27 protein-coding genes are annotated in these 20,994 nt (G+C 55.9%); 25 read left to right on the top strand and 2 right to left on the bottom strand.

Translation table 11 applies throughout. The features are described 5' to 3' along the window. Window positions 1-32: 32 nt before the first annotated feature. From ACWUI2_RS04095 to ACWUI2_RS04005, 19 genes are all read left to right on the top strand, one after another. Window positions 33-1,061, top strand: a complete 1,029-nt coding sequence (locus tag ACWUI2_RS04095; protein ID WP_486981593.1) for an HlyD family secretion protein — start codon at window positions 33-35, stop codon at window positions 1,059-1,061. A 43-nt stretch (window positions 1,062-1,104) separates the two neighbouring features. Further along, a complete protein-coding gene (locus ACWUI2_RS04090; protein WP_486981592.1) occupies window positions 1,105-1,254 on the top strand; it encodes a hypothetical protein in 150 nt (49 codons plus the stop codon). A gap of 301 nt (window positions 1,255-1,555) precedes the next feature. After that, window positions 1,556-1,837, top strand: a complete 282-nt coding sequence (locus ACWUI2_RS04085) for a hypothetical protein (RefSeq protein WP_486981591.1) — start codon at window positions 1,556-1,558, stop codon at window positions 1,835-1,837. A gap of 145 nt (window positions 1,838-1,982) precedes the next feature. Then, window positions 1,983-2,579, top strand: a complete 597-nt coding sequence (locus ACWUI2_RS04080; protein WP_486981590.1) for a glycosyltransferase — start codon at window positions 1,983-1,985, stop codon at window positions 2,577-2,579. A gap of 421 nt (window positions 2,580-3,000) precedes the next feature. Next, the gene (locus tag ACWUI2_RS04075) at window positions 3,001-3,351 is read left to right on the top strand and encodes an addiction module protein (protein ID WP_486981589.1); all 351 of its coding nucleotides are present in this window, start codon (window positions 3,001-3,003) and stop codon (window positions 3,349-3,351) included. 27 nt (window positions 3,352-3,378) lie between these two features. Next, window positions 3,379-3,645, top strand: a complete 267-nt coding sequence (locus ACWUI2_RS04070) for a type II toxin-antitoxin system RelE/ParE family toxin (RefSeq protein WP_486981588.1) — start codon at window positions 3,379-3,381, stop codon at window positions 3,643-3,645. Window positions 3,646-4,298: 653 nt separating this feature from the next. After that, window positions 4,299-4,580 carry a nucleotidyltransferase family protein gene (locus ACWUI2_RS04065; protein WP_486981587.1) on the top strand — a complete coding sequence of 94 codons (282 nt, stop codon included), beginning with the start codon at window positions 4,299-4,301 and terminating at the stop codon, window positions 4,578-4,580. A gap of 598 nt (window positions 4,581-5,178) precedes the next feature. After that, window positions 5,179-5,409, top strand: a complete 231-nt coding sequence (locus tag ACWUI2_RS04060) for an addiction module protein (RefSeq protein ID WP_486981586.1) — start codon at window positions 5,179-5,181, stop codon at window positions 5,407-5,409. Continuing rightward, a complete protein-coding gene (locus ACWUI2_RS04055; protein ID WP_486981585.1) occupies window positions 5,406-5,705 on the top strand; it encodes a type II toxin-antitoxin system RelE/ParE family toxin in 300 nt (99 codons plus the stop codon). Before ACWUI2_RS04060 ends, ACWUI2_RS04055 begins: the two co-directional genes overlap by 4 nt. 248 nt (window positions 5,706-5,953) lie before the next feature. Next, window positions 5,954-6,190, top strand: a complete 237-nt coding sequence (locus ACWUI2_RS04050; protein WP_486981584.1) for a type II toxin-antitoxin system Phd/YefM family antitoxin — start codon at window positions 5,954-5,956, stop codon at window positions 6,188-6,190. Then, window positions 6,187-6,621: a type II toxin-antitoxin system VapC family toxin gene (locus ACWUI2_RS04045; protein WP_486981583.1), complete on the top strand. Its 435-nt coding sequence runs from the start codon at window positions 6,187-6,189 to the stop codon at window positions 6,619-6,621. The genes ACWUI2_RS04050 and ACWUI2_RS04045 overlap by 4 nt, the downstream gene beginning before the upstream one ends. Before the next feature lie 453 nt (window positions 6,622-7,074). Beyond that, a complete protein-coding gene (locus ACWUI2_RS04040; RefSeq protein ID WP_486981582.1) occupies window positions 7,075-7,293 on the top strand; it encodes an addiction module protein in 219 nt (72 codons plus the stop codon). Further along, window positions 7,290-7,589 (top strand): type II toxin-antitoxin system RelE/ParE family toxin, encoded by a 300-nt coding sequence (locus ACWUI2_RS04035; RefSeq protein ID WP_486981581.1) that lies wholly within the window; start codon window positions 7,290-7,292, stop codon window positions 7,587-7,589. Before ACWUI2_RS04040 ends, ACWUI2_RS04035 begins: the two co-directional genes overlap by 4 nt. 303 nt (window positions 7,590-7,892) lie before the next feature. Further along, window positions 7,893-8,990 (top strand): non-hydrolyzing UDP-N-acetylglucosamine 2-epimerase, encoded by a 1,098-nt coding sequence (wecB, locus tag ACWUI2_RS04030; RefSeq protein ID WP_486981580.1) that lies wholly within the window; start codon window positions 7,893-7,895, stop codon window positions 8,988-8,990. Window positions 8,991-9,206: 216 nt separating this feature from the next. Further along, window positions 9,207-9,824, top strand: a complete 618-nt coding sequence (locus tag ACWUI2_RS04025) for a sugar transferase (protein ID WP_486981579.1) — start codon at window positions 9,207-9,209, stop codon at window positions 9,822-9,824. Window positions 9,825-10,059: 235 nt separating this feature from the next. Further along, window positions 10,060-10,362 (top strand): hypothetical protein, encoded by a 303-nt coding sequence (locus ACWUI2_RS04020; protein ID WP_486981578.1) that lies wholly within the window; start codon window positions 10,060-10,062, stop codon window positions 10,360-10,362. A 184-nt stretch (window positions 10,363-10,546) separates the two neighbouring features. After that, a complete protein-coding gene (locus ACWUI2_RS04015) occupies window positions 10,547-10,972 on the top strand; it encodes a four helix bundle protein (protein ID WP_486981577.1) in 426 nt (141 codons plus the stop codon). Beyond that, window positions 10,969-11,802: an SDR family NAD(P)-dependent oxidoreductase gene (locus ACWUI2_RS04010; RefSeq protein ID WP_486981576.1), complete on the top strand. Its 834-nt coding sequence runs from the start codon at window positions 10,969-10,971 to the stop codon at window positions 11,800-11,802. The genes ACWUI2_RS04015 and ACWUI2_RS04010 overlap by 4 nt, the downstream gene beginning before the upstream one ends. Before the next feature lie 228 nt (window positions 11,803-12,030). Continuing rightward, a complete protein-coding gene (locus tag ACWUI2_RS04005; protein WP_486981575.1) occupies window positions 12,031-13,440 on the top strand; it encodes an ANL family adenylate-forming protein in 1,410 nt (469 codons plus the stop codon). A 148-nt stretch (window positions 13,441-13,588) separates the two neighbouring features. Here the strand turns inward: ACWUI2_RS04005 and ACWUI2_RS04000 are convergent, their stop codons facing one another. Continuing rightward, entirely contained in the window at window positions 13,589-13,801 is a 213-nt protein-coding gene (locus ACWUI2_RS04000) for a hypothetical protein (protein WP_486981574.1), read from the bottom strand. Window positions 13,802-13,865: 64 nt separating this feature from the next. On the opposite strand from ACWUI2_RS04000, the gene ACWUI2_RS03995 reads away from it, so the two are divergent. The 4 genes from ACWUI2_RS03995 to ACWUI2_RS03980 all read left to right on the top strand — a co-directional run bounded on the left by ACWUI2_RS03995 (window position 13,866) and on the right by ACWUI2_RS03980 (window position 17,057). Beyond that, complete coding sequence (locus ACWUI2_RS03995; protein ID WP_486981573.1) at window positions 13,866-14,891, top strand: 3-oxoacyl-ACP synthase III family protein; 1,026 nt, start codon at window positions 13,866-13,868, stop codon at window positions 14,889-14,891. Window positions 14,892-15,313: 422 nt separating this feature from the next. Further along, on the top strand, window positions 15,314-15,553 hold the full coding sequence (locus tag ACWUI2_RS03990; RefSeq protein ID WP_486981572.1) for a phosphopantetheine-binding protein: 240 nt from the start codon (window positions 15,314-15,316) through the stop codon (window positions 15,551-15,553). A 20-nt stretch (window positions 15,554-15,573) separates the two neighbouring features. Continuing rightward, window positions 15,574-16,320, top strand: coding sequence for an SDR family NAD(P)-dependent oxidoreductase (locus ACWUI2_RS03985; RefSeq protein WP_486981571.1), 747 nt, complete (start codon window positions 15,574-15,576; stop codon window positions 16,318-16,320). A gap of 92 nt (window positions 16,321-16,412) precedes the next feature. Further along, window positions 16,413-17,057, top strand: a complete 645-nt coding sequence (locus ACWUI2_RS03980; protein ID WP_486981570.1) for an acetyltransferase — start codon at window positions 16,413-16,415, stop codon at window positions 17,055-17,057. Window positions 17,058-17,449: 392 nt separating this feature from the next. On the opposite strand, the gene ACWUI2_RS03975 is transcribed toward ACWUI2_RS03980, so the two are convergent. Next, complete coding sequence (locus tag ACWUI2_RS03975; protein ID WP_486981569.1) at window positions 17,450-18,166, bottom strand: exosortase-associated EpsI family protein; 717 nt, start codon at window positions 18,164-18,166, stop codon at window positions 17,450-17,452. Window positions 18,167-18,369: 203 nt separating this feature from the next. Between ACWUI2_RS03975 and ACWUI2_RS03970 the strand changes: the two genes are divergently transcribed. Both ACWUI2_RS03970 and ACWUI2_RS03965 read left to right on the top strand, forming a co-directional pair. Beyond that, window positions 18,370-19,533, top strand: coding sequence for a DegT/DnrJ/EryC1/StrS family aminotransferase (locus ACWUI2_RS03970; protein WP_486981568.1), 1,164 nt, complete (start codon window positions 18,370-18,372; stop codon window positions 19,531-19,533). A gap of 291 nt (window positions 19,534-19,824) precedes the next feature. Further along, the gene (locus ACWUI2_RS03965) at window positions 19,825-20,895 is read left to right on the top strand and encodes an IS630 family transposase (RefSeq protein WP_486981567.1); all 1,071 of its coding nucleotides are present in this window, start codon (window positions 19,825-19,827) and stop codon (window positions 20,893-20,895) included. Window positions 20,896-20,994 lie beyond the last annotated feature (99 nt).

Raw genomic sequence — 20,994 nt, 5'->3', positions numbered from 1 at the left:
TACCGTTTAAACGACGCTGGCAGTCATTTCGGATGCAGGCTCTGCCGGTTCTCGCTTGCGGGGGGGCGATGGTGGCGGTCGTTTTTCTTTGGCAGGAACAGGCGGCTCCGCAGGCGATCGCGGGGGAGGTCGAGGCGGTCACCAGCAAGGTGGTGAGCCCCGGCTCGGGGACTATCGCGCAATTGCTGGTATCGCGGTTCCAGGAAGTTGAAGCCGGCGCGGTGATCGGCCAGGTCATCACAACCCCGCCGGACGTTCTTCATGCCTCCCTGGCGGTTCTGAAAGCGGAGATCGAGCTGACCCGGCTTGGATGGCTCGATCCGGTGCTCGACCAGCAACGAAACGCGCTTCAACTGGAATCATTGAAACTGGATTGGTTGGAAGAGTCGGCCGATCTCGCGATCAACCGAATCGAATTGGCCCAGGCGGGGCGGGAAATGGAGCGGCTCCGGGGGTTGCATCGGAATCAATTTGTCTCGGATGAGCAATTCGAGCGGGCGGAGAACCGGGTGGCGGTTTTGCGGGAAACGGTGAGCCAGAAAGAGCGGTTGGTGGCCCAAATGGAGCATTCGCTGGGAGCGCTGAGGATTTATCAGGGGGAAGATCGGGATTTTGCTCCGGACGCGTTGCAGGCAACTTTGGCTCTGCACCGGGAACGGCTCGCCTTGGCGGAGGCACAGTTGCGACCGGTCGATTTGGTGTCCCCTCTGACCGGAACGGTGGGGATGGTCTTTTACCGCAATGGAGAGCATATCCGGGAGGGGGAAGTGCTTCTGACGATCCAGTCGCCGCGGGCGGAGCGGATCGTCGCTTATGTGCGGCAGCCATTGACCGTCGAGCCGACGGTGGGGATGGAAGTCGAAATCATTTCGAGAAATTCCGGCAAACGACGGGCACGCTCTGAGATCGTTGCCGTGGGATCCCAGATCGAACCATTGGCGGAGGCGTTCCGTACGCCCTACGGGGAGCGTTATGAATCGGGACTCCCCTTGGCCCTGGCTTTGCCTGAGGAACTCTACCTTCGTCCGGGCGAGTTGGTGGACGTGGTGTTATCCCGGTAAGGTGTCGCCTGGGATCGAGAATCGATCAGACTCCCTTCGGGGCATGCGTATTTGGATCGTCAATCCGTTCGAGGAATTGCCCGTGGCAGGGACGACGCCGCTCCGCTACGGGACGCTTTGTCCGGTGCTGGCACGACGGGGGCACGAGTTGGTCTGGTGGTCGTCGGACTTCCCAAGCAGCGGCGAATTCTAAAAGGCGCGGGAGAGGGGAATGCGGCGAGCGGGCGACATGTCGCTCGGGTCCATAGCGGCGGAATGCCGCCACACTCCAGGGTTTCCTATGCGGTTCGGCTAGTGTCAACTCCACCGTATCGCCGTCATGTCGAGTGGGCGCGGTTACGGAGTCACCGGGCCTTTGCGAGTAATTTTTACCGGGAGGCGATTGAGGCGGTGACGGCAGGGGAATTGGAAAAACCCGATTTGATGGTGGTCAGCCTCCCCCCCTCGGCATCTTCCGCGAGGCATACCGGCTGAGGGAAAAGTGGGGTTGCCCGGTGGCGGTCGACATCGTCGATGCCTGGCCGGAAACCTTTTTACGTCTGGTGCCGGGAGGCGAGGCGGTCGGCCGGTTTTTGTTAAAACCGTGGTTCGTCGAGGCGGCGGAGGTCTATCGGAAAGCCGACGCGGTCGTGGCGGTGGCGAAAACCTTTCTCCGTTTGCCGGAGCAAGCCGGAAGCCAAGCCCGGATGCATCTGACTTATGTGGGAGAAGAGATCAGCGGAGGGGAAAACGTTCAACGTTCAACGTTCAAAGGGGGAAACGAGCGGAGAAGTTAACCGCAAAGGGCGCGAAGAGTGCGAAGGGGGAGATATTGAACCCCGGCAAGTGCGGAACAGCCGTTCGACCCCGGCAAGTACTGGACAGGCGTTCAACGATGGTGAAGAGGGGAAAATTCGGAATTCGAACTTCGCCATTCGAAATTTGGAAGAACCACGAACCAAGCACCAAGAACGACGAACCGGGCAAAGCCCGCCGCGCTTCGTTTACATCGGGGCGATGGGGCGGAGTTATGATTTAGAAACGGTCTTTGAGGCGGTCAGGCGCTTGAGCGATCGTGGCGTGCCGTTTGAGCTTCATCTGGCGGGGGCCGGACCGAAGGAGAAGGTTTTAAGGGACTTTGTGGATAAAAATCGGTTGGGCGAGCAGGTGGTCTTTCATGGATATCTGCGGGCGGAGGAACTGAAGGGGTTGTTGGCGGAGTCGGATGTGGCGCTCAATCCGATCTTTGACGACTCCTGGATCGCCTTCCCGTATAAAATGAGTGAATACATGAGCGCCGGATTGCCGGTGATCAACAGTTTGTCCGGAGAGGTGAAGGAGATTCTTGAGAGTTGCGACGCCGGAAGCTGGTATCCGGCGGGGGATGCGGGGGCACTGGCAGACATAATGGAAGAGTATTGCCGCGACCCCGGAAAAGGTCAGAGAGAAGGCCGCAAAGCCCGTGCGTTCGCCGAGCGAGAGCTGGATCGCGAAAAGACCTATCCGCAATTGGCGGAGTTTCTGGAAAAGATTGTTTAACCGCAGATGGGCACGGATGCTCGGGGATGCTCGGGACGATTTTAATCGGCAAGGACGCTAAGAGCGCAAAGAGGGGAGTTAACCACGGAAAGAAAGGCATAAGACACGGAAGGAGGGAGGGGGGAAACGCCCAACGTTCAACTTCCAACGTTCAACGCTCAAAGGGGGGAAGGGGCAGAAGGGGAAAACGTCCAACGTTCAACTTACAACGCTCAAAGAGGGAGAGAGAAGATTTTCTTTGGACGTTGAACATTGCACGTTCCTCCGTAGCGAATCTTTCCCGAAGATTCGACCGTTTCGTCAGAGTCGGTCTACCTCTCCGGGATTTCGATAAAGGCGTGGCTTCATCGCTACGGATTTCCTAACCAAGAACTAAGAACCACGAACAAGGAACGCCGAAGGCCTCTTCCCTTCGCGCCCTTTGCGGTTCAATCTCTGTATTATCCGCGCCCATCCGCGGTTGAATGTCCCTTTTGAATCCAGTTCTGTCCACTCTTGCACACCGCTTGACAACACAGAGGGTTTTGTCGATTTTCGAGTTATGGCTGTGTCAGTGGAAAAAATTTATGAGGAGGCCCGCGATTTGCCCCCGGCGGCACTTGCTAACCTCATGGAAAAGCTGATCGAAACCATGGAAGTTGATTTAACTCCTCAAATTGAAAGGGCGCAACTGCAGGAGGTTTACCGTCGACGGCAGGAAATCGCCGCCGGAGATTCTTTGGTTCCTGGGGATGTGGCGCTTCGGCGGGGAAGACAGGTTCTTGAGGAATGACCTTCGCTTTTCATCCCGACGCGTTGGATGAATACAGGCGCGATTCGCCGTTACAGTGGCATTCATCCGAAACTGGGGGCGAGATTTGTCGAGGAAATAGAGCACGCCGTAGGAGCACTTCGGCGGAATCCGCAAGCATGGCGGGTGGTAGAGGATGATGTGCGGCGCTATCTCGTTCACGGATTTCCGTTTGGTGTCTATTTCACGGCGAGCGATGACGAAATTATCATCTGGGCTGTGATGCATTTGAGTCGGAAACCAGGATATTGGGAAGAACGCCGCGCTGAAGAGTAAAGCTGAGAGGCGGAAGCAGATCGTCAGAGTCAGTCTTCCTCCCTGAAAATCTCGATGAAGGCGCGGCTTCATCGCTACGGATTTCTTCAACCAAGAACCAGGAACCAAGAACTGAAAAGGACGCCGAAGGCCCCTTCATCGCTACGGGGATCCGGCATCCCGCATCCTTTACGCTCTTTGCGGTTAGATCAACACGGAAGGGAAGAGTGGAGGGGAAAACGTCCAACTTTCAACGTCCAACGTTCAAAGAGGGGAAGGGGAAAGAATTTGGGTATTTCTCTGGACGTTGAAAGTCGAGCGTTGAACGTTGAACGTTTTTTCGTAGCGAATCTCCGAGGAAGATTCGCTCCATCAGCATCACCAGTATCCGGCCACCAGTTTCCCACCTCCCGAATCCAGTAACCAGCATCCAGCATCCAGGATCCTTCTTCTCTTCGCGCTCTTTGCGGTTAGATTCTCCGTTTTATCTGCGTCTATCTGCGCCCATCTGCGGTTGAAATTCCGTGCTTCAGTTCCTTTTTTGCGGGCAAGTTGGCAAAAGCGTTTCTGAGCGGCCTCGGAAATCTAGTTTTCAATGCCTCTTTGGCGTTCGCTATGCGCTCCGTTTTCCAGTAAGGCAGTAGGGCGTCATGAATTCACTCCTTCAATCCCGTATGAAAGCACTGACCGAGTTGTGTCGGCGTCATGGCGTCGCCGAACTCCAGGTTTTTGGTTCGGCAGTTCGAGGGAATTTTCATGATGACAGTGATATTGATTTCATCGTCCGGTTTTCGGAACCTCGATCTCCCGGTTATGCGGATCAATACGCCTCATTTGCTGAAGCGCTGGAAACGCTCTTTGGGCGGCGGGTTGATCTCTTGACCGAGCGCTCATTGAGGAACCCGATCTTCGTTCGGGCCATTGCATCAACGTGCGAAACCCTATATGCGGCCTGAGATCGCCAAACGTTTGTTGGACGCTGGTTATGGCCCTGATATCGAGTTGAAGGATGACCGCGAAGAGACGAGAAGTCCGGAATCGGGAACGGCTTAACCACAGGTAGGGCGCCGGATGGGGACTGGATTCTCGGGAAGAACTAACCGCAAAGGACGCGAAGAGCGCGAAGAAAGGGAGGTGAATTCTGAGTTTTTGGGACCACGGAAAGGAAGGCATAAGACACGGAAGGGGGGAGGGGGATGCTGGATTCTGGTTGTAGCGATGAAGCCACGCCTTCATCGAATTCCCCGGATCCGCAGGCTAACTCTGGCGCGGGTCGAATCTTCGTGGAAGATTCGCTACACCAGCATCACCACTATCTGGCCACCAGCATCCAGTATCCAGCATCCTTCTTCCTTAGCGCTCTCTGCGCCCTTCTCGATTCCGTATTATCCGTGCCAATCTGCGATTCAAAATGCGGTGCTCAGTCCCTTTTGATTCGACCGGCTTTGGAAGCTGAGGCGGTGAGAGCGCCGGAGGTCCAGGGATTAAGAATCCAGTTCTGTCCACTCTTGCACACCGCTTGACAACACAGAGGGTTTTGCTGATTTTCGAGTTATGGCTGTGTCAGTGGAAAAAATTTATGAGGAGGCCCGCGACTTGCCCCCGGCGGCACTTGCTAACCTCGTGGAAAAGCTGATCGAAACCATGGAGGTTGATTTAACTCCTCAAATTGAAAGGGCGCAACTGCAGGAGGTTTACCGTCGACGGCAGGAAATCGCCGCCGGAAATTCTTTGGTTCCTGGGGATGTGGCGCTTCGGCGGGGAAGACAGGTTCTTGAGGAATGACCTTCGCTTTTCATCCCGACGCGTTGGATGAATACTTAGGCGCGATTCGCCGTTACAGTGGCATTCATCCGAAACTGGGGGCGAGATTTGTCGAGGAAATAGAGCACGCCGTAGGAGCAATTCGGCGGAATCCGCAAGCGTGGCGGGTGGTAGAGGATGATGTGCGGCGCTCTCTCGTTCACGGATTTCCGTTTGGTGTCTATTTCACGGCGAGCGATGACGAAATTACCATATGGGCTGTGATGCATTTGAGTCGAAAACCAGGATATTGGGAAGAACGCCGCGCTGAAGAGTAAAGCTGAGAGGCGGAAGTAGATCGTCAGAGTCAGTCTTCCTCGCTGGAAATTTCGATGAAGGCGTGGCTTCATCGCTACGGGGATCCAGCATCCAGTATCCAGCATCCAGCCTCCTTCTTCCTTTGCGCCCTTCGCGGTTAGTTCTCTGTATTATCCGCGCCCATCTGCGCCCATCTGCGGTTCGGAAATTCCGTGCTTCAGTTCCTCCATCGCCTTGACAAAAACCTCTTGTCACACATTGTGCACTTATGAAGGCGATTTCGATCCGGGAACTCCACATGCACACGGGAAAGTGGGTGCGCGAGGCGGCCGTATCGCATGAGGCGTTGGTCGTTCTGGATCGTGGTCGTCCGATTGCTCGTCTGCTGCCTATTGAAGATGTCACCAGAACCCCTTTTTCCGAGAGGAGAGAGGTCGCTGGATTTGACCAATTGCCTGAAGTGGGAATCGACTCGGGGCGGCTTTTGGAGGAAGATAGACGTTGATCTACTACGATACCGCGTATTTGGCAAAATGTTACCTACGGGAACCTGGTCACGACATTGTGCGAGCCCATGCCAGAAACTCTGGGGTCATCTCCTGTTGTGATCTCGGACGGGCTGAATTGATGGCGGTACTTCACCGGAACCTGCGCGAGGGAAATCTCAAGAAACAGGAGTTTGAGATAGTATGTCGACAATATCATGCCGACCTGGCCGCAGGGGTCTGGCGTTGGCTACCGGTGAACGCCGAACTTTGGGAGTCGGTGGACCGGCATTACCAGGAACTGTCATCTGCGATCTTTTTACGGGCGGCGGACGCCATCCATCTCGCTTGTGCTAAAAGACATGGCTGCCTCGAATTTTTCACTAATGACCGGCATCTTTTGTCAGCCTGCAAGGCTTTTGGAATCACCGGCCGCAATTTGTTAAACTGAATTGAAGAACCCGATTTTCGTTCGAAGCGGGGGAGCTGAATTCTGAGCTTTTGAGACCACGGAAACGAGGGCATAAGACACGGATTCTGGGTCTTGGATGCTGGATGCCGGATACTGGTGTAGCGAATCTTCCACGCTGGCACGGATGTGGCGATGGCTGAGGCACAGCATTTTTAACCACTAATAAACACTAATTCGCACTAATCTTCCGTGTGTTATGCCTTTCTTTCCGTGGTTAGACCATTTCTGCGTCTTCCCTTGAGCGTTGGAAGTTGAACGTTTTCTTCCTCTCCTCCCTTCTTCGCGCTCTTTGCGTCCTTTATGGTTAGTCCTGGCTCCGGAGCAGTCCCTTAGCTCTTCATCTGCGTTAATCTGCGCCCATCTGCGGTTGAATGTTCCATGTCCTCTCCGTTCTCCGCTTGAAGCGGGAGTATATTCTTGTAAATTCGCTTAATGATTGCTCGTGAAGAAATCCACCGAATGTCCCTCCGGGAGAAGCTGATTACGATGGAGGCTCTTTGGGATGACCTGAGCTCCGATGAAGCCCAGGTGACGGTGCCGCAGTGGCAAAAAGATCTCCTGGACGCCCGGGACTTGCTCGTTCGTGAAGGGAAGGCTCACTACGTAGATTGGGAAGTTGCGAAACGAGAGATTCGGGACTCGATCGAGTGAAGATCGAAATTCTTGATCTTGCGAAGCGTGACCTGATCGATGGGTATCGTTTTTACGAGCGTCAAGAAGACGGTTTGGGCGACTACTTTCTGACCAGTCTCTTCGCTGATATCGAATCGCTCAAATTTTTCGGTGGCATCCATCGCAAAGTTCACAACGAGTATCACCGTACCCTTTCAAAGCGGTTTCCATTTGCAATTTTTTACACAATTGAGATCGAGATTGTGAAGATTCAGGCCATTGTCGCTTGCCGACGAGCTCCCTCATGGATCCGCCAGCATCTGGAAAGCGAATAAACACCTCCCGTCTCTTCGAATCTTCGCGGAAGATTCGCTACGGAGAAACGTCCGACGTTCAACGTCCAACGTCCAGAGAAACACCCAAATACTTCCCCTCTAACCCTTTGAGCCTTGAACGTTGGAAGTCGGACGTTTTCTTCCCTTCCTTCTTCCTTCGCGCCCTTTGCGTCCTTTGCGGTTAGTTCCGGGCTCCGGAGCAGTCCCTTAGCTCTTCATCTGCGTTAATCTGCGCCCATCTGCGGTTAAGTTTTCCTCTTTCCGGGGCGTCCATCCGTGGTAAGATCGACGCTTTATTCTCTCATGACCAAACTTATCGACATCATCGCCGGCGCGCGGCCGAATTTCATGAAGATCGCCCCGATCATCGAGGCGTTGCAAAAAGCCCGCGAAGCGGGAGCCCCGCTCGAATATCGGCTGATCCATACCGGTCAGCATTACGACAAGAACATGTCGGACAGCTTTTTTGAGCAGCTCGGGATTCCCCACCCGGATGTCAATTTCGGGGTGGGTGGCGGCAGCCAGGCCGAACAGACCGCCGGGATCCTGATCGCCTACGAAAAGTTACTGACGGAGAAAAAGAGCGACCTCTGCCTCGTGGTCGGCGACGTCACCTCCACCATGGCCTGCTCGATCACCGCCAAGAAAATGGGGGTAAGGGTGGCCCACGTCGAAGCCGGGATCCGCTCCGGCGACATTTCGATGCCGGAAGAGGTCAACCGGATCGCCACCGACGCCTTGACCGATTTCTTCTTCACTACCAGCGAGACCGCCAACCAGAACCTGGCCGCCGCCGGGGTGTCTTCGGACCGGATTTTCTTTGTGGGCAACACCATGATCGACACCTTGCTGAAGCAAAAGCAGCGATTTGTCGCCCCGGAGTGCTGGGAGCGGTTGGGGTTGGAAGACCGGAAGTTTTTCGTGCTCACGCTCCACCGTCCGGCGAACGTTGACCAGGAGGAGAAATTGCGGGATCTTCTTGGGGCGATCATCGATCATTCGAACGGTTTGCCGCTGGTTTTCCCGGTGCATCCCCGGACCGCGCGGATCCTGGAGCGGATCGGGATCTCGGCCCCGAATCTTCATTTCGTGGAGCCGCTTCCGTATCTGGAGTTCAATTACCTGGTTAGTCGGGCGTTTGGGGTGATCACCGATTCCGGGGGCATCACCGAGGAGACGACGGTGCTCGGTATTCCGTGTTTGACGCTCCGCGACAACACCGAGCGTCCCGAGACGGTCACGATGGGAACGAACGAACTGGTCGGAACCGATCCGAAGAACATTCCGCCCGCGATGAAGCGGTTGTTCGCCGGGGAGTGGAAGCAAGGGAAAATTCCTCCGTTGTGGGATGGCAAAACCGGCGAGCGAATCGTGGAGGTCCTCCGGCGCGGCCAAAGATGAGAAACGTTCAACTTCCAAAGAGGAGAAAGGAAGAGGCTGGGAAGAATGTCTAAGGTCCAAAGGCGAACATGGTTTTTGCTATTTTTTATAAACGTTGAACGTTGGACATTGAACGTTTTCTTCCATTCTTCCGTAGCGAGTCTTCCCCGAAGATTCGACCAGGGTCGGAAACTTCGATGAAGGCGTGGCTTCATCGCTACGAATTCAGAAACCAGTATGTATAAAGCGGCAGGCAAACGTGCTTTTGATTGGATAGCGGCCTTGGGGTTGCTGGTCGTGCTTGCGCCGGTGCTCTTGGTGGTGGCGGTGCTGGTGCGGGTGAAGCTCGGGGCGCCGGTTTTGTTCCGGCAGGAACGGCCGGGGTGGAAAGGGAAGCCGTTTCATATCGTCAAGTTTCGATCGATGACCGACGAACGGGGACCGGATGGGAAACTGTTGCCCGACGTGGTCCGGCTGACTCGGTTTGGACGGTTCCTACGGGGAAGCAGTCTCGACGAGTTGCCCGAACTCCTTAATGTGATCCGCGGGGAAATGAGTTTCGTCGGTCCGCGTCCCTTACGGATGTACTACCTGGACCGATACTCGCCCGAGCAGGCGCGGCGGCACGAGGTGCGACCGGGGATAACCGGCTGGGCGCAGGTGAACGGGCGCAACGCGATTTCCTGGGAGGAGAAGTTCCGCCTGGATGTCTGGTATGTCGACCATGTTTCGTTCGCGCTCGATTTGAAGATACTCTTCCTGACCGTTTGGAAAACGATCCGGCGCGAAGGAATTAGCGCCGAAGGGGAGGCGACCATGCCCGAGTTCAAGGGAAGCAAGAAGAATAAAGGATGAGGGGGAGGGATTCCGGGGGAGGGATGCCGGATGCTGGATGCCGGGGGAGGTATGCTGTAGCGAATCTTCCACGAAGATTCGACGCCGTTGGAGTCAGCTTGCGGATCCGGGGAATTCGATGAAGGCGTGGCTTCATCGCTACGAACCAGAATCCAGCATCCAGAATCCAGAATCCAGAAACTTCCCCCCTGATTCGTGTTGATTCGTGTCCATTTGTGGTTGAGCGTTTTGTGATATGTCCGTGAACCGAGAAAAGTTGGAGACGTTGGTTATATCCGCCGTGCGTGTGCTGGCGGAGGAACTGGAGAAGCCGGAGTTGCAGGAGGCGACGGTCGAGACGGTTTTGTTCGGTCAGGGAGGCGCCTTGGATAGCTTGGCCTTGGTCCATCTCATCGCTGATCTGGAAGGGGAGATCGCCGACGAGTTCGGTCGGGATGTGATTATCGCCGACGAACGCGCGATGAGCCGAAGCCGCAGTCCCTTCCGCACCGTAGCGAGCCTGGGAGAGTATCTGGAGGAGCTGCTGGATGGGGAGTGAGGGATACTGGATACCGGATGCTGGATGCTGGATACTGGATCCCCGTAGCGATGAAGCCGCGCCTTCATCGAAGTTTCTGGATGCTGGATTCTGGGAGGGATGCTGGGTGAGGGATGCTGGATGTTGGAAGAGATCATGGGCGATGGTTGGTGAGCGGTGCGAACTTAATGTCTTAGGATAAATTATGGTTGGCAAAAGGACGGGCGAAACGGGATATAGGCGGCTGGAAATCCATAAGGTGGCCCATGTTTTGGGGGTTGATGTTCATCATTTCTCTCTAAAACTCCCAAAATTCGAGCTTTACGAGACGGGAAGCCAAATCCGGCGGGCGTCCAAGTCTATTTCTGCGAATATCGTCGAGGGATACGGTCGGCGACGTTATAAAGGGGATTATATCAAGTATCTGACCTTTTCGTTGGCAAGCTGCGACGAGACGATCGAATGGCTCGAATATATCCTCGATTGTTACCCCGGTATGGCGGATGAGGCTGACGCCTTTATCCAACGCGCAAATTCTCTTGGTCGTCGCATTAACCGTTTTCTTGCGTCTGTCGAGGCAAGCCATAACGCGTTTCCATCCAGTCGGCCCGGCACTGAAGAACTGTCATGAGCAATCCTAATCCAGACCCCAGTATCCAGAAACCGAGCATCCAGCATCCAGCATCCAGCATCCAGTATCCGGTATCCAGCATCCGGTATCCAGCATCCGGTATCCAGAATCCAGACCCCAGTATCCAGAAACCAGCTTCTCGAGTTTTCATCATCACTGGCACGCGCAAGGGAATTGGGCGGGAGTTGGCGGAGTATTATCTTTCTCTCGGGCACCGGGTGGCGGGGTGTTCGCGGGGGGAATCTTCGATCGACCATGAGCAATACCGTCATTTCGCCCTCGACGTCGCCGACGAACGGGCGGTGGTTCACATGGTGAAAACGGTGTCCCGGGAGTGGGGCGGCCTCGACGTCCTGATCAACAACGCCGGGATCGCTTCGATGAACAGCTTCGCGCTGACTCCCTTGCGCACCGCCAAATCGATTTTCGACACCAATTTCATCGGCTCTTTCCTCTTTTGCCGCGAGGCGGTCAAAGTAATGACCCGCAAGGGGCGGGGGAGAATTGTCAATTTCAGCACGGTGGCCACCCCCTACCGGCTGGAAGGCGAGGCGATGTATGCCGCCAGCAAGGCGGCGGTGGAGAATATGACCCAGGTCCTGGCCAAGGAAGTCGGCGAAGCCGGAATCACGGTGAACGCGGTCGGCCCGACCCCCGTCCCGACCGACCTGATCCGAAGCGTGCCGAAAGAGAAGATGGACGCCCTGTTGCAGCGCCAGGCGGTCCGGCGGTTTGGCACCTTTGAGGACGTGGTGAACGTGGTCGATTTCTTCGTGAGTGAACGGAGCGACTTCGTCACCGGCCAAGTCATCTACCTCGGGGGGGCGTGAAGAGAAGTATGAATGATGAGGGATGAATGATGAAGGCTCTTCTTTCCCGAAACTCACACACCCCACCATGCTTGCGCATGGTCCCCCCCTCTCAAGAGGGGATCTTTTCTACCGTTCCCCTCTTGAGAGGGGGGGACCGCTCGCCAGAGCGGTGGGGTGTGTCCCGCTTTTTCCAGAAATCCCCTTCGCGCCCTTTGCGGTCAGATCTTTCCCGAGAATCCAGCATCCATGAGTTTGCTTGAGTCGATCACGGGGCGAGGCGATGCCCCGTTCATGATCCGGGAGGGCCGGACCCGGAGTTACGCGGAGCTGCGGGCCGCGATCGAGCAGTGCCGGGAGCTGTTGCGGAAGGAAGGGATCGGTTCCGGGGCGGTGGTCGCGATCACCGGCAATTACGGGTTCGAGGCGACAACGTGGTTTTTGGCCCTGGCGGCGAATCGAAATGTCGTCGTGCCGCTGACCGGAACCGATCCGAAGGAGGTCGAAGCCCGGATGACCGAGGCGGGGGCGGAATTTGAAGTGCGAGGGAAGGGGGAGCGGGGGGAAGAGGGAGAACGTTCAACGTTCAACGTTCAACGTTCAACGTTCAGAGTTGAGAGAGAAGAGGGAGAAGGTTTAACGTGCGAAGATGGAAGAGAAGTTCGGAAATCGAACTTCGCCATTCGAAGTTTGCTTCGCGAGCGAGCGGGCTTGGTTCTTTTTAGCAGCGGATCGACCGGGCGGGCGAAGGGAATGATCCATGATTTGGATACATTGATGAGATCGTACCGGATCGGGCCGACCAGGGGGTTGCGGGTTTTAGCGTTCATGGGGTTGGATCACATCGGGGGAATCGACATTTTCCTGCGGGGGATCGCCTCCGGCTCCTGTTTGGTGGTGCCTGGAGAGCGGACGCCGGAGGCGGTTTGCCGGTTGATCGAGGAGGCGAGGGTCGAGGTGCTTCCGGCGACGCCGAGTTTCCTGAACCTGATGCTGCTTTCGGGAGCGCACCGCGATCGGGATTTGAGTAGTTTGAAGATCGTCGGTTTCGGGGCGGAGCGGATGCCGGCGGCGGTTTTGGGGCGGTTGAAGGAGGCATTGCCTGGCGTCGATTTTCAGCAAAAATTCGGGACCAGCGAGACCAACGCGGTCCGGACGGTGAACAAGGTGGGGGATCCGCTCTGGATCCGGATCGATGACCCGAAGGTCGAGTCGAAGATCGTCGATGGGGAGTTGTGGCTGAAGACGCCGTCACGAATCCTCGGATACATCAATCATGAGTCGGACCAGTTGACCGCCGACGGCTGGTATCGGACCGGAGATTGGGTGGAAGAGGATGGCGAAGGCTTCTTTCGCGTGGTGGGGCGGCGAGAGTCGATGATCAATGTTGGCGGTGAAAAGGTGATTCCGGGCGAAGTGGAGGGGGTGATCGGTGAGTTGGAGGACGTGCGCGATTGCCGGGTCTTCGGGGAGGCGAATCCGATCCTGGGGCAGGTGGTGGCGGCCGAGTTCGTGATCGCGCAAGGTGCGGATGAGAGGGAGATGGTGCGGGCGGTGAAGAAATATTGCCGGCAGCGGTTGCCCGTCTTCAAGGTGCCGGTCAAAGTCCGGGTGGTGAAGGAGATTGAAATGACCGGAAGGTTTAAGCGAAAGATCTAGCTAAACGAACCGCAGATGAGATTTAACCGCAGATGGGCGCAGATTGGCGCAGATAATGGCTGAGGCACCGGATTTTAAACCACGGAAAGAAGGCATAAAACACAGAAGGGGGAAGGGATGGTGGTCTCGTAGCGATGAAGCCACGCCTTCATCGAAAACCCCGGGTCAGTAGGCTGACTCTGCCGTCGTCGAATCTTCGAGGAAGATTCGCTACACCGGCATCCGCCATCCAGAATCCCTCCCCCGCATCCAGCATCCAGAAGTTTCGATGAAGGCGTGGCTTCATCGCTACGAATCCGGCATCCAGAATCCAGGATCCAGTAACTTCTTCTTCCCCCGATTCGTGTTTATTAGTGTCCATTTGTGGTTAGTCTGTTCAGCGTATGCCAAGAGCTCATTTTAGGAAAAGTTGTATCCGGGGGATCGTGACAGCGGTTCCCGCGACACGGAAGTCGATCGATGATGAGGTCGATCTTTACGGCGGAAACGTCGAACAAATTGAACGGATTAAGAAGACGATCGGCCTGAATGAGCGGCGGGTGGTGTCGGGGGAGGTCACCGCCGGGGATCTTTGCCAGCGGGCGGCGGAGCGGTTGCTCGAAGGCTGCGGGATTGACCGGGAGGAGATTGATGCAGTGATCATGGTCACGCAGACACCCGATTACTTTCAGCCGGCGACCGCCTGTGTGTTGCACGGGCGGCTGGGATTGAAGGAAGACTGCGCGGCGTTCGATGTCAATTTGGGATGTTCCGGGTATGTCTATGCTCTCTGGCTAGCCGGGATGATGATCGAGACCGGGGGTTGCCGGAAGGTGTTGGTCCTGGCGGGTGACACGATCAGCCGTTGCGTCAATCCGCGGGACCGGGCGTTGGCCCCTTTGTTCGGGGACGCCGGGAGCGCAACTTTGGTGGAACGGGTTGAAGAGGGGCGGGAGAGTTGGTTCAGCCTGAAGAGTGATGGAAAGGGGTACCAGCATCTGATCGTACCCGCCGGGGCCTTCCGGGAGCCGTCGACCGAGGAGACCCGTCGGGAGGAGGCCGATGCGGAAGGAAACGTCCGTTCGCGGGAGCAGTTGCGGATGAATGGAGCGGAGGTCTTTAATTTCTCGATCAAGGTGGAGCCCCCGGCGATCCGGGAGATCCTGGAGTATGCGGGGAAAACGGTGGAGGAAGTCGACTTCCTCGTGTTTCATCAGGCAAACAAATACATCATTTCTAATATCGCCCGGCGGTTGAAGGTGCCGTTGGAGAAGGCGCCGTGCGCCACGGTGGAACGTTTCGGGAATCAGAGTTGTGCCTCAATCCCCGGAACCCTCTGCGATTGTTTGAGCGATCGATTGAAGGAGGGAAAGGTTGATTTGGTGTTGTCCGGCTTCGGCGTCGGGTTGTCGTGGGCCTCGAGTTACGTAACCTTGGAGCGGCTTGAGTGTTGTGAAATTGTGGAAGTTTGAGGGGAAAAGGAGAGTTGAACCGCAGATGTGCGCAGATGGGCGCGGATGCTCGGGAAAATATTAACCATGGAAAGAAAGGCATCAGACACGGGGTCTGTAGCGAATCTTCCCCGAAGATTCGACCGTGCCGGGAGAAAAGGTCGATGAAGGCGTGGCTTCATCGCTACCTTTGCGCCCTTCGCGGTTAAATCCATTCCGAGCCCCCAGAATCCACTACTAATTCACACGAATCTTCCGTGTCTTTGGCCTTTCTTTCCGTGGTCAAAAAACCAGTTCCCCTGCTTCATCTGTGTTAATCTGCGCCCATCTGCGGTTCAAAATCCGGTGCCTGAGTCTTTCCTTCGCGCACTTTGCGGTGAGGCTACTTTTTCCCATCGATTTTAGAACATTTTGGAATTAAGGTGTTCAATACTGAGAAACTTATGTCGATAGAGGATTTTATTTCGAATTTCGAAGAGTCGATCGAAGGATTGGAGCCAGGAACAATGAGGGCGGATACGGTGATAAAGGATTTGCCGCAGTGGGACTCATTGGCGGTGTTGACCACTTTGGCGATGATCGACGCCGAATATGAGGTTTCAATTTCGGCCAACGCTCTTGCGGAGCAGCGGACCCTTGGTGATTTGTTCGCCTTGGTGGTGGCGGAAAAGAAGGCCGGTTGACCGGGCGTCCGGTTTGTTCGATGGGAACGTTCGCTGATTTGTCCGGGAAAACGATTTTGGTCACCGGGGCCTCGTCCGGCCTGGGGCGGGCGACGGCGATTCTGGCAGCGAAGCAGGGGGCCGTCGTGGTGGCGGTTGGCCGACGGGCCAACGCTCTCGATGGGTTGCTGGCGGAGTTGAACGGATCCGGGCATCGGCGGCAAGTGGCGGACTTGACCCTGGCGGAGGAGCGGACCGCATTAATTGATTCGTTGGAAACTTGCGACGGGGTGGTGCACGGAGCCGGGATGCTTCGTTTGCAGCCGTTCTCGTTTATCCGGGAGGAGACTTTGAGGGAGTCGAATGCCCTCAATTACGAGGCTCCAGTCTTGTTGACACAGGGGATTCTTCGGAAGAAGCGGCTGTCCCGGGGAGGATCGATTGTATTTATATCGTCGATCGCGGCACGGTGCGGGACCAAAGCCCACGCGGTTTATAGCGCGACCAAAGGGGCGTTGGAGGCGAGCGCTCGTTGTCTCGCGTTGGAGGTCGCCGGCCAGCGGATCCGGGTAAATTGCGTGGCACCGGGCATGGTGCGAACTGCGATGGCGGCCGAGGCTGGAGAGGCGGTAGGAGATGAGTCGATGCGGAAGCATGAGGAGGAGTATCCGCTTGGATTCGGACGACCGGAGGACGTGGCCTCTGCAGTTATTTTTTTGCTGTCGAACGATGCGCGCTGGATCACCGGAACGACATTGGTGGTGGACGGCGGGTTCACGGTCAGGTAACTTGCTAACAGTGTGGCGCTGAGAGAATCTCACAATTCATTGACACCTTTCTGCGTGCGTCGTGAAAGAGGATTTGGTAAATTCTTTTCTGAATGCCGATAAAGAACCTAATTATTGCCGGAGCAGGGGGATTCGGCCGGGAAGTTTTTACGTGGGCGCGTCAAACGTGGGGGTTTCACGGCGAGTGGCGTTTTAAAGGTTTCTTGGATGACAATCTTGATATCTACGATCCCGAGTTGCATCCGAAACCAGTGATCAGCGGAATCCGCGATTATCAACCGGAGGGGGAGGAGTATTTTTTATGTGCCGTGGGGAAGCCGCATCTGAAGGCGGAATTGGCCACGGCGCTTTTGCGGAAAGGGTTGCGTCCAGCTACTTTGATTCATCCATCCGTGGTTATCGGCCGGAAAGTGGAAATCGGGGAAGGATCGATTTTATGTCCGAACGTGGTTCTGACCTGCGACATTGCCTTGGGCCGTTTTGTGACGTTGAACGTGGCGACTGCCGTGGGTCATGATTCGGTGGTGGGAGACTGGTCGCAAACGAGTGCGTTTTGCGATTTGACGGGGGCCTCCAAGATCGGGAGCGAAGTTTTTTTCGGAAGTCGGGCCAGTCTGTTACCGGGAATTACGGTCGGCGACGGAGCGGTAATTGGGGCCGGGAGCGTGGTGGTACGGGATGTCGAGGCCGGTCAAACCGTCTTCGGCGCTCCGGCGGTGCCCCTGAAGGTCAGGTGAGTTTAACCGCAAAGGACGCGAAGAACGCGAAGGAAGAAGGATGCTGGATACTGGATACTGGATACTGGATGGCTGGATTCCGGTAGCGATGAAGAGGCATTCGGCGTTCCTGGTTCTTGGTTGGGAAACCCGTAGCGATGAAGCCGCGCCTTCATCGATTTTCCCTCAGATACCGGTCGAATCCTTGTGGAAGATTCGCTACGACGAAACGTCTAGAGAAAAACCCAAATCCCTTCTCTCTCCCCCATTGAGCGTTGAGCGTTGAGCGTTGGAAGTTGAACGTTGGAAGTTTTCCCCTCCTCTCTCCCCCTTCCGTGTTTTATGCCTTTCTTTCCGTGGTTAAACCCACAGTGCCTCCTGTCCCCATTTGCGGTTATCTGCGCAATCTGCGGTTAAGAACCGAGTTGTGCCACTGTTTCCGCCGATTCAGGTTCCTCGATTTTGAGTCCGAGGGCGGCGATATCCTTCATCAGTCGTTCGAAACCGGGGTCGTCCCAGAATTCAGTGAAAGGGCGGTTGCTGGAAATGCGGATGAAGAATTGTTCTTGGCGCTGATTCAGACCGTATTGGGCGATGTCCTGGAACGCTGCAGTCAACGAGTGCATTCCCTGTTGCTCGTAGGTGTGGACGCGAGAGCCGACCAAGTGCCAGAAGAGGACGTGTTGGAGGTGATATTCAGTTTCGAAAATTCCCCATTCCCCTGGTTTCAGAAGAGAGCCTCCGACATTTTTCGCGACGTTGGATTCTCGGGCGGTGCAGGTCCAGCCATTTTGCACCCAGCAAGTATCCGGGGTGTGAACTCCGACTAATCTTACGGGTATCTTTCCCGGTTCCCAATAGGCGATGTAGACTCCGACCTGGGTGTTTCCTTGGGTGTAGATGCGGGAGATGACATCGTCGAATCGGAGGCGCCCCTCCACTGCGTTGATCACCTCTTCCGTTTGGCCCAGTGGAAGGTCTTCTACGGTCCATCCGGGAAGATGGCGGGAAATGAGGTCCTCCAAATCGCCGCTCTTCCTGATCTCTGAGTGGAGCGTCAGGGAGTAAGCCTGCAAAAGCACGGCGATCAGCAGGATCGAGGAGACGAGGTAAAGAGCGGTTTTCTTCATCACAATCGGTTTCAGTCTGCCCGGCAGCCGAAATGTTCCAAGAAAAATCGATCCAACGTAGCGATGAAGCCACGCCTTCATCGATTCTGAGCAAAAGGGGACGGTCACTCCGAAGCACCGTCGGATCTTCGTGGAAGATTCGCTACGTCTCTCGATTTCCTTTGTGTTTTAAGCAAATTTCTGTGGTTTATTTCCGCTTTGCCATGCGATCAATTTCTGCTCCGCCGCGAAATCCGACCCGTATCCTGCTTTCCGTACCCCACATGGGAGGAGGCGAGATGGCCTATGTTCAGGAGGCTTTCGACACCAACTGGATGTCGACGGTCGGCCCGAATCTGACGGCGCTTGAAGAGGAAGTCCAACGCTATACCGGGCGTTACGCGGTGGCGTTGGCCAGCGGGACGGCGGCGATCCACCTCGGCCTTAAGTTACTTGGGTTGAAGCCGGGTGGAGAGGTGGTCGTCCCGACCTTGACCTTCGCGGCGGGGTGCAATCCGGTGCTTTACGAGCACGGGCTCCCGGTCTTCGTCGACAGCGAGCGGGGGTCCTGGAACATGGATCCGAACCTGTTGGAAGAGTTGTTGCAGGATCGCGTCAGGCGGGGGGTGCCGATGCCGCAGGTGGTGACGGTCGTCCATCTGTTCGGGCAGAGCGCTGATCTCGATCCGATTGTCGAAGTCTGCCGGCGATACGGGGTCCCTCTTTTGGAAGACGCTGCGGAATCGCTTGGAGCGACCTATAAAGACGGCATTCCCGGCACGTTCGGAGATATCGGAGTGTTCTCGTTGAACGGCAATAAAATCATCACCTGCACCGGGGGGGGCGTGCTGATTGCGCGGAAAAAGGAGTTGGCCGATAAGGCACGGTATTGGAGCACCCAGGCACGCGATCCGGGCTTGGATTACCTTCACTCCGAGGTTGGCTACAACTACCGGATGAGCAATGTTTTGGCGGGGATTGCCCGGGGGCAGTTGGAGGTGTTGGAGGAGCGGGTGGAGCAGCGGCGGGCGATTGCGTTCCGTTACCGGGATGGGTTGGCGGATCTGCCGGGGATTTCATTGATGCCGCAGGCGCCTTGGGGACGGCACACCAACTGGTTGAGCTGTTTTTTGGTCGACGAGGAAAAATTCGGGATGTCGGCGAGGGAACTGATCGGTTATCTCGATTCGGCCAATGTGGAGGCGCGTCCGGTCTGGAAGCCGCTCCATACTCAAAAGCTTTTCCGCGACTGCGAAGTCGTTGGTGGTTCCGTCGCGGAGGACCTCAACCGGAATGGTCTCTGTTTGCCGAGTTCGACCTTGATGACATCGGATGAGCAGCAATTCGTCATCGACCGGATCCGCGAAGCGGCGGGGAAGAGCGGTTGATTCGGATAGGGAGGAAGAGGGGACCGCAGATGGGCGCAGATAGGCGCAGATGGAAACTGGCGCTCTGTGTTTTCACCACGGAAAGAAAGGCATAATACACGGGAAAAGGGGGGAAGGGGAAACGTCCAACGTTCAACTTTCAACGTTCAAAGGGGGGAAGGGGAGAGTTTTGGTATTTCGCTGGAAGTTGAACGTTGAAACTTTCTCCGTAGCGAATCTTCCACGGAGATTCGACTGCGTCGGAGCTAGTATTTACTTGAAAAAGTCAGCGAATTAACTACCAATTGCGCCATGGCAAGACCATCGGCGAAAATTACCTTATCGGATTCCGAGCGCAAGGAGCTGGAATCACTGGTGAGTGGCCCCCGTGTCCAGCGTAGATATGCGGATCGCGCTCGAATCGTGTTGAAGGCCAGTGCCGGGAAGAGCAACCTGCAAATCGCTTCGGAGCTGGAGATTCGGCCGGCCACGGTGAGCAAATGGCGAGTCCGTTTCGAGAGCGAAGGCATGGAGGGGCTGCATGATGACTTCAGGCCGGGTCGGCCGCCTGGACCACATAGGCGCGAAGAAATACGGACGAAGATTCTCGCCAAGCTGGATGAAGACCCTCCGTCGGGTTATGCCCGTTGGAACGGGCGGTTGCTGGGAGAGTCGCTGGGAATAAGGCCGGATGCGGTGTGGAAAGAACTGCGTGCGCTTGGAATCAACCTGCAGCGCCGCCGCTCTTGGTGCGTTTCGACCGATCCGGAATTTGCCGCGAAGAGCGCCGATATCATTGGTCTTTACCTCGGCCCTCCAGTCAATGCGGTCGTCTTGTCAATCGACGAAAAGCCGTGCATTCAGGCGCTTGAAAGACAGCAGGGCTGGCTGAAAATGCCCGACGGCCGTTCCCTCACGGGATTTGCCCACGAATACAAGCGGCACGGGACCACAAACTTGTTCGCCGCCCTGGACGTCGCCACGGGCCAAGTCTTGGGCAAATGCTTTCCGAAGAAAAGAAGGGACGAGTTCCTGCACTTTCTCGACATGGCCGTGGCGCAGTATCCGGGAAAGGAGATCCATCTGGTTCTCGACAACCTCAGCGTCCACAAGCTCAAAGAGGATCATCCTTGGCGTCAGAAACACCCCCATGTCCATTTTCACTTCACTCCGACCCATGCCTCTTGGATCAATCAGATTGAAGCTTGGTTCAGTATTTTGAGCCGAGGCGCCTTGAGGGGAGCCAGTTTCCGGAACGTCCGCAGCCTCAGCGAAGCAATTGAGCGATTTATCGCTGCTTACAATCAGGACGCAATGCCTTTCGTTTGGACAAAGGTCCGCGTCAGCCAGAAAACCCCAGAGAGTAAATACGTGAACTTATAATTTTAAATACTAGTCTTCCTCGCCGGGAATTTCGATGAAGGCGCAAGAACGCCGCCTTTGCGGTTAGACTTCTTTTTTCCGTGTATTTTGGCTTCCTTT

The organism is Verruconatronum alginivorum (assembly GCF_056590205.1).
Note: the sequence above shows the minus strand (reverse complement) of the source record. Positions and strands in the feature narration are given on the sequence as shown.

What these genes read in the sequence shown, in the direction of transcription:
- ACWUI2_RS04095 (WP_486981593.1), top strand. Translation starts at nt 33, where the DNA reads ATGCAGGCTCTGCCGGTTCTCGCTTGCGGGGGGGCGATGGTGGCGGTC.
- ACWUI2_RS04090 (WP_486981592.1), top strand. Translation starts at nt 1,105, where the DNA reads ATGCGTATTTGGATCGTCAATCCGTTCGAGGAATTGCCCGTGGCAGGG.
- ACWUI2_RS04070 (WP_486981588.1), top strand. Translation starts at nt 3,379, where the DNA reads ATGAATACAGGCGCGATTCGCCGTTACAGTGGCATTCATCCGAAACTG.
- ACWUI2_RS04065 (WP_486981587.1), top strand. Translation starts at nt 4,299, where the DNA reads ATGAAAGCACTGACCGAGTTGTGTCGGCGTCATGGCGTCGCCGAACTC.
- ACWUI2_RS04060 (WP_486981586.1), top strand. Translation starts at nt 5,179, where the DNA reads ATGGCTGTGTCAGTGGAAAAAATTTATGAGGAGGCCCGCGACTTGCCC.
- ACWUI2_RS04055 (WP_486981585.1), top strand. Translation starts at nt 5,406, where the DNA reads ATGACCTTCGCTTTTCATCCCGACGCGTTGGATGAATACTTAGGCGCG.
- ACWUI2_RS04050 (WP_486981584.1), top strand. Translation starts at nt 5,954, where the DNA reads ATGAAGGCGATTTCGATCCGGGAACTCCACATGCACACGGGAAAGTGG.
- ACWUI2_RS04040 (WP_486981582.1), top strand. Translation starts at nt 7,075, where the DNA reads ATGATTGCTCGTGAAGAAATCCACCGAATGTCCCTCCGGGAGAAGCTG.
- wecB (WP_486981580.1), top strand. Translation starts at nt 7,893, where the DNA reads ATGACCAAACTTATCGACATCATCGCCGGCGCGCGGCCGAATTTCATG.
- ACWUI2_RS04025 (WP_486981579.1), top strand. Translation starts at nt 9,207, where the DNA reads ATGTATAAAGCGGCAGGCAAACGTGCTTTTGATTGGATAGCGGCCTTG.
- ACWUI2_RS04020 (WP_486981578.1), top strand. Translation starts at nt 10,060, where the DNA reads ATGTCCGTGAACCGAGAAAAGTTGGAGACGTTGGTTATATCCGCCGTG.
- ACWUI2_RS04015 (WP_486981577.1), top strand. Translation starts at nt 10,547, where the DNA reads ATGGTTGGCAAAAGGACGGGCGAAACGGGATATAGGCGGCTGGAAATC.
- ACWUI2_RS04010 (WP_486981576.1), top strand. Translation starts at nt 10,969, where the DNA reads ATGAGCAATCCTAATCCAGACCCCAGTATCCAGAAACCGAGCATCCAG.
- ACWUI2_RS04005 (WP_486981575.1), top strand. Translation starts at nt 12,031, where the DNA reads ATGAGTTTGCTTGAGTCGATCACGGGGCGAGGCGATGCCCCGTTCATG.
- ACWUI2_RS04000 (WP_486981574.1), bottom strand. Translation starts at nt 13,801, where the DNA reads ATGGACACTAATAAACACGAATCGGGGGAAGAAGAAGTTACTGGATCC.
- ACWUI2_RS03990 (WP_486981572.1), top strand. Translation starts at nt 15,314, where the DNA reads ATGTCGATAGAGGATTTTATTTCGAATTTCGAAGAGTCGATCGAAGGA.
- ACWUI2_RS03985 (WP_486981571.1), top strand. Translation starts at nt 15,574, where the DNA reads ATGGGAACGTTCGCTGATTTGTCCGGGAAAACGATTTTGGTCACCGGG.
- ACWUI2_RS03980 (WP_486981570.1), top strand. Translation starts at nt 16,413, where the DNA reads ATGCCGATAAAGAACCTAATTATTGCCGGAGCAGGGGGATTCGGCCGG.
- ACWUI2_RS03975 (WP_486981569.1), bottom strand. Translation starts at nt 18,166, where the DNA reads ATGAAGAAAACCGCTCTTTACCTCGTCTCCTCGATCCTGCTGATCGCC.
- ACWUI2_RS03970 (WP_486981568.1), top strand. Translation starts at nt 18,370, where the DNA reads ATGCGATCAATTTCTGCTCCGCCGCGAAATCCGACCCGTATCCTGCTT.
- ACWUI2_RS03965 (WP_486981567.1), top strand. Translation starts at nt 19,825, where the DNA reads ATGGCAAGACCATCGGCGAAAATTACCTTATCGGATTCCGAGCGCAAG.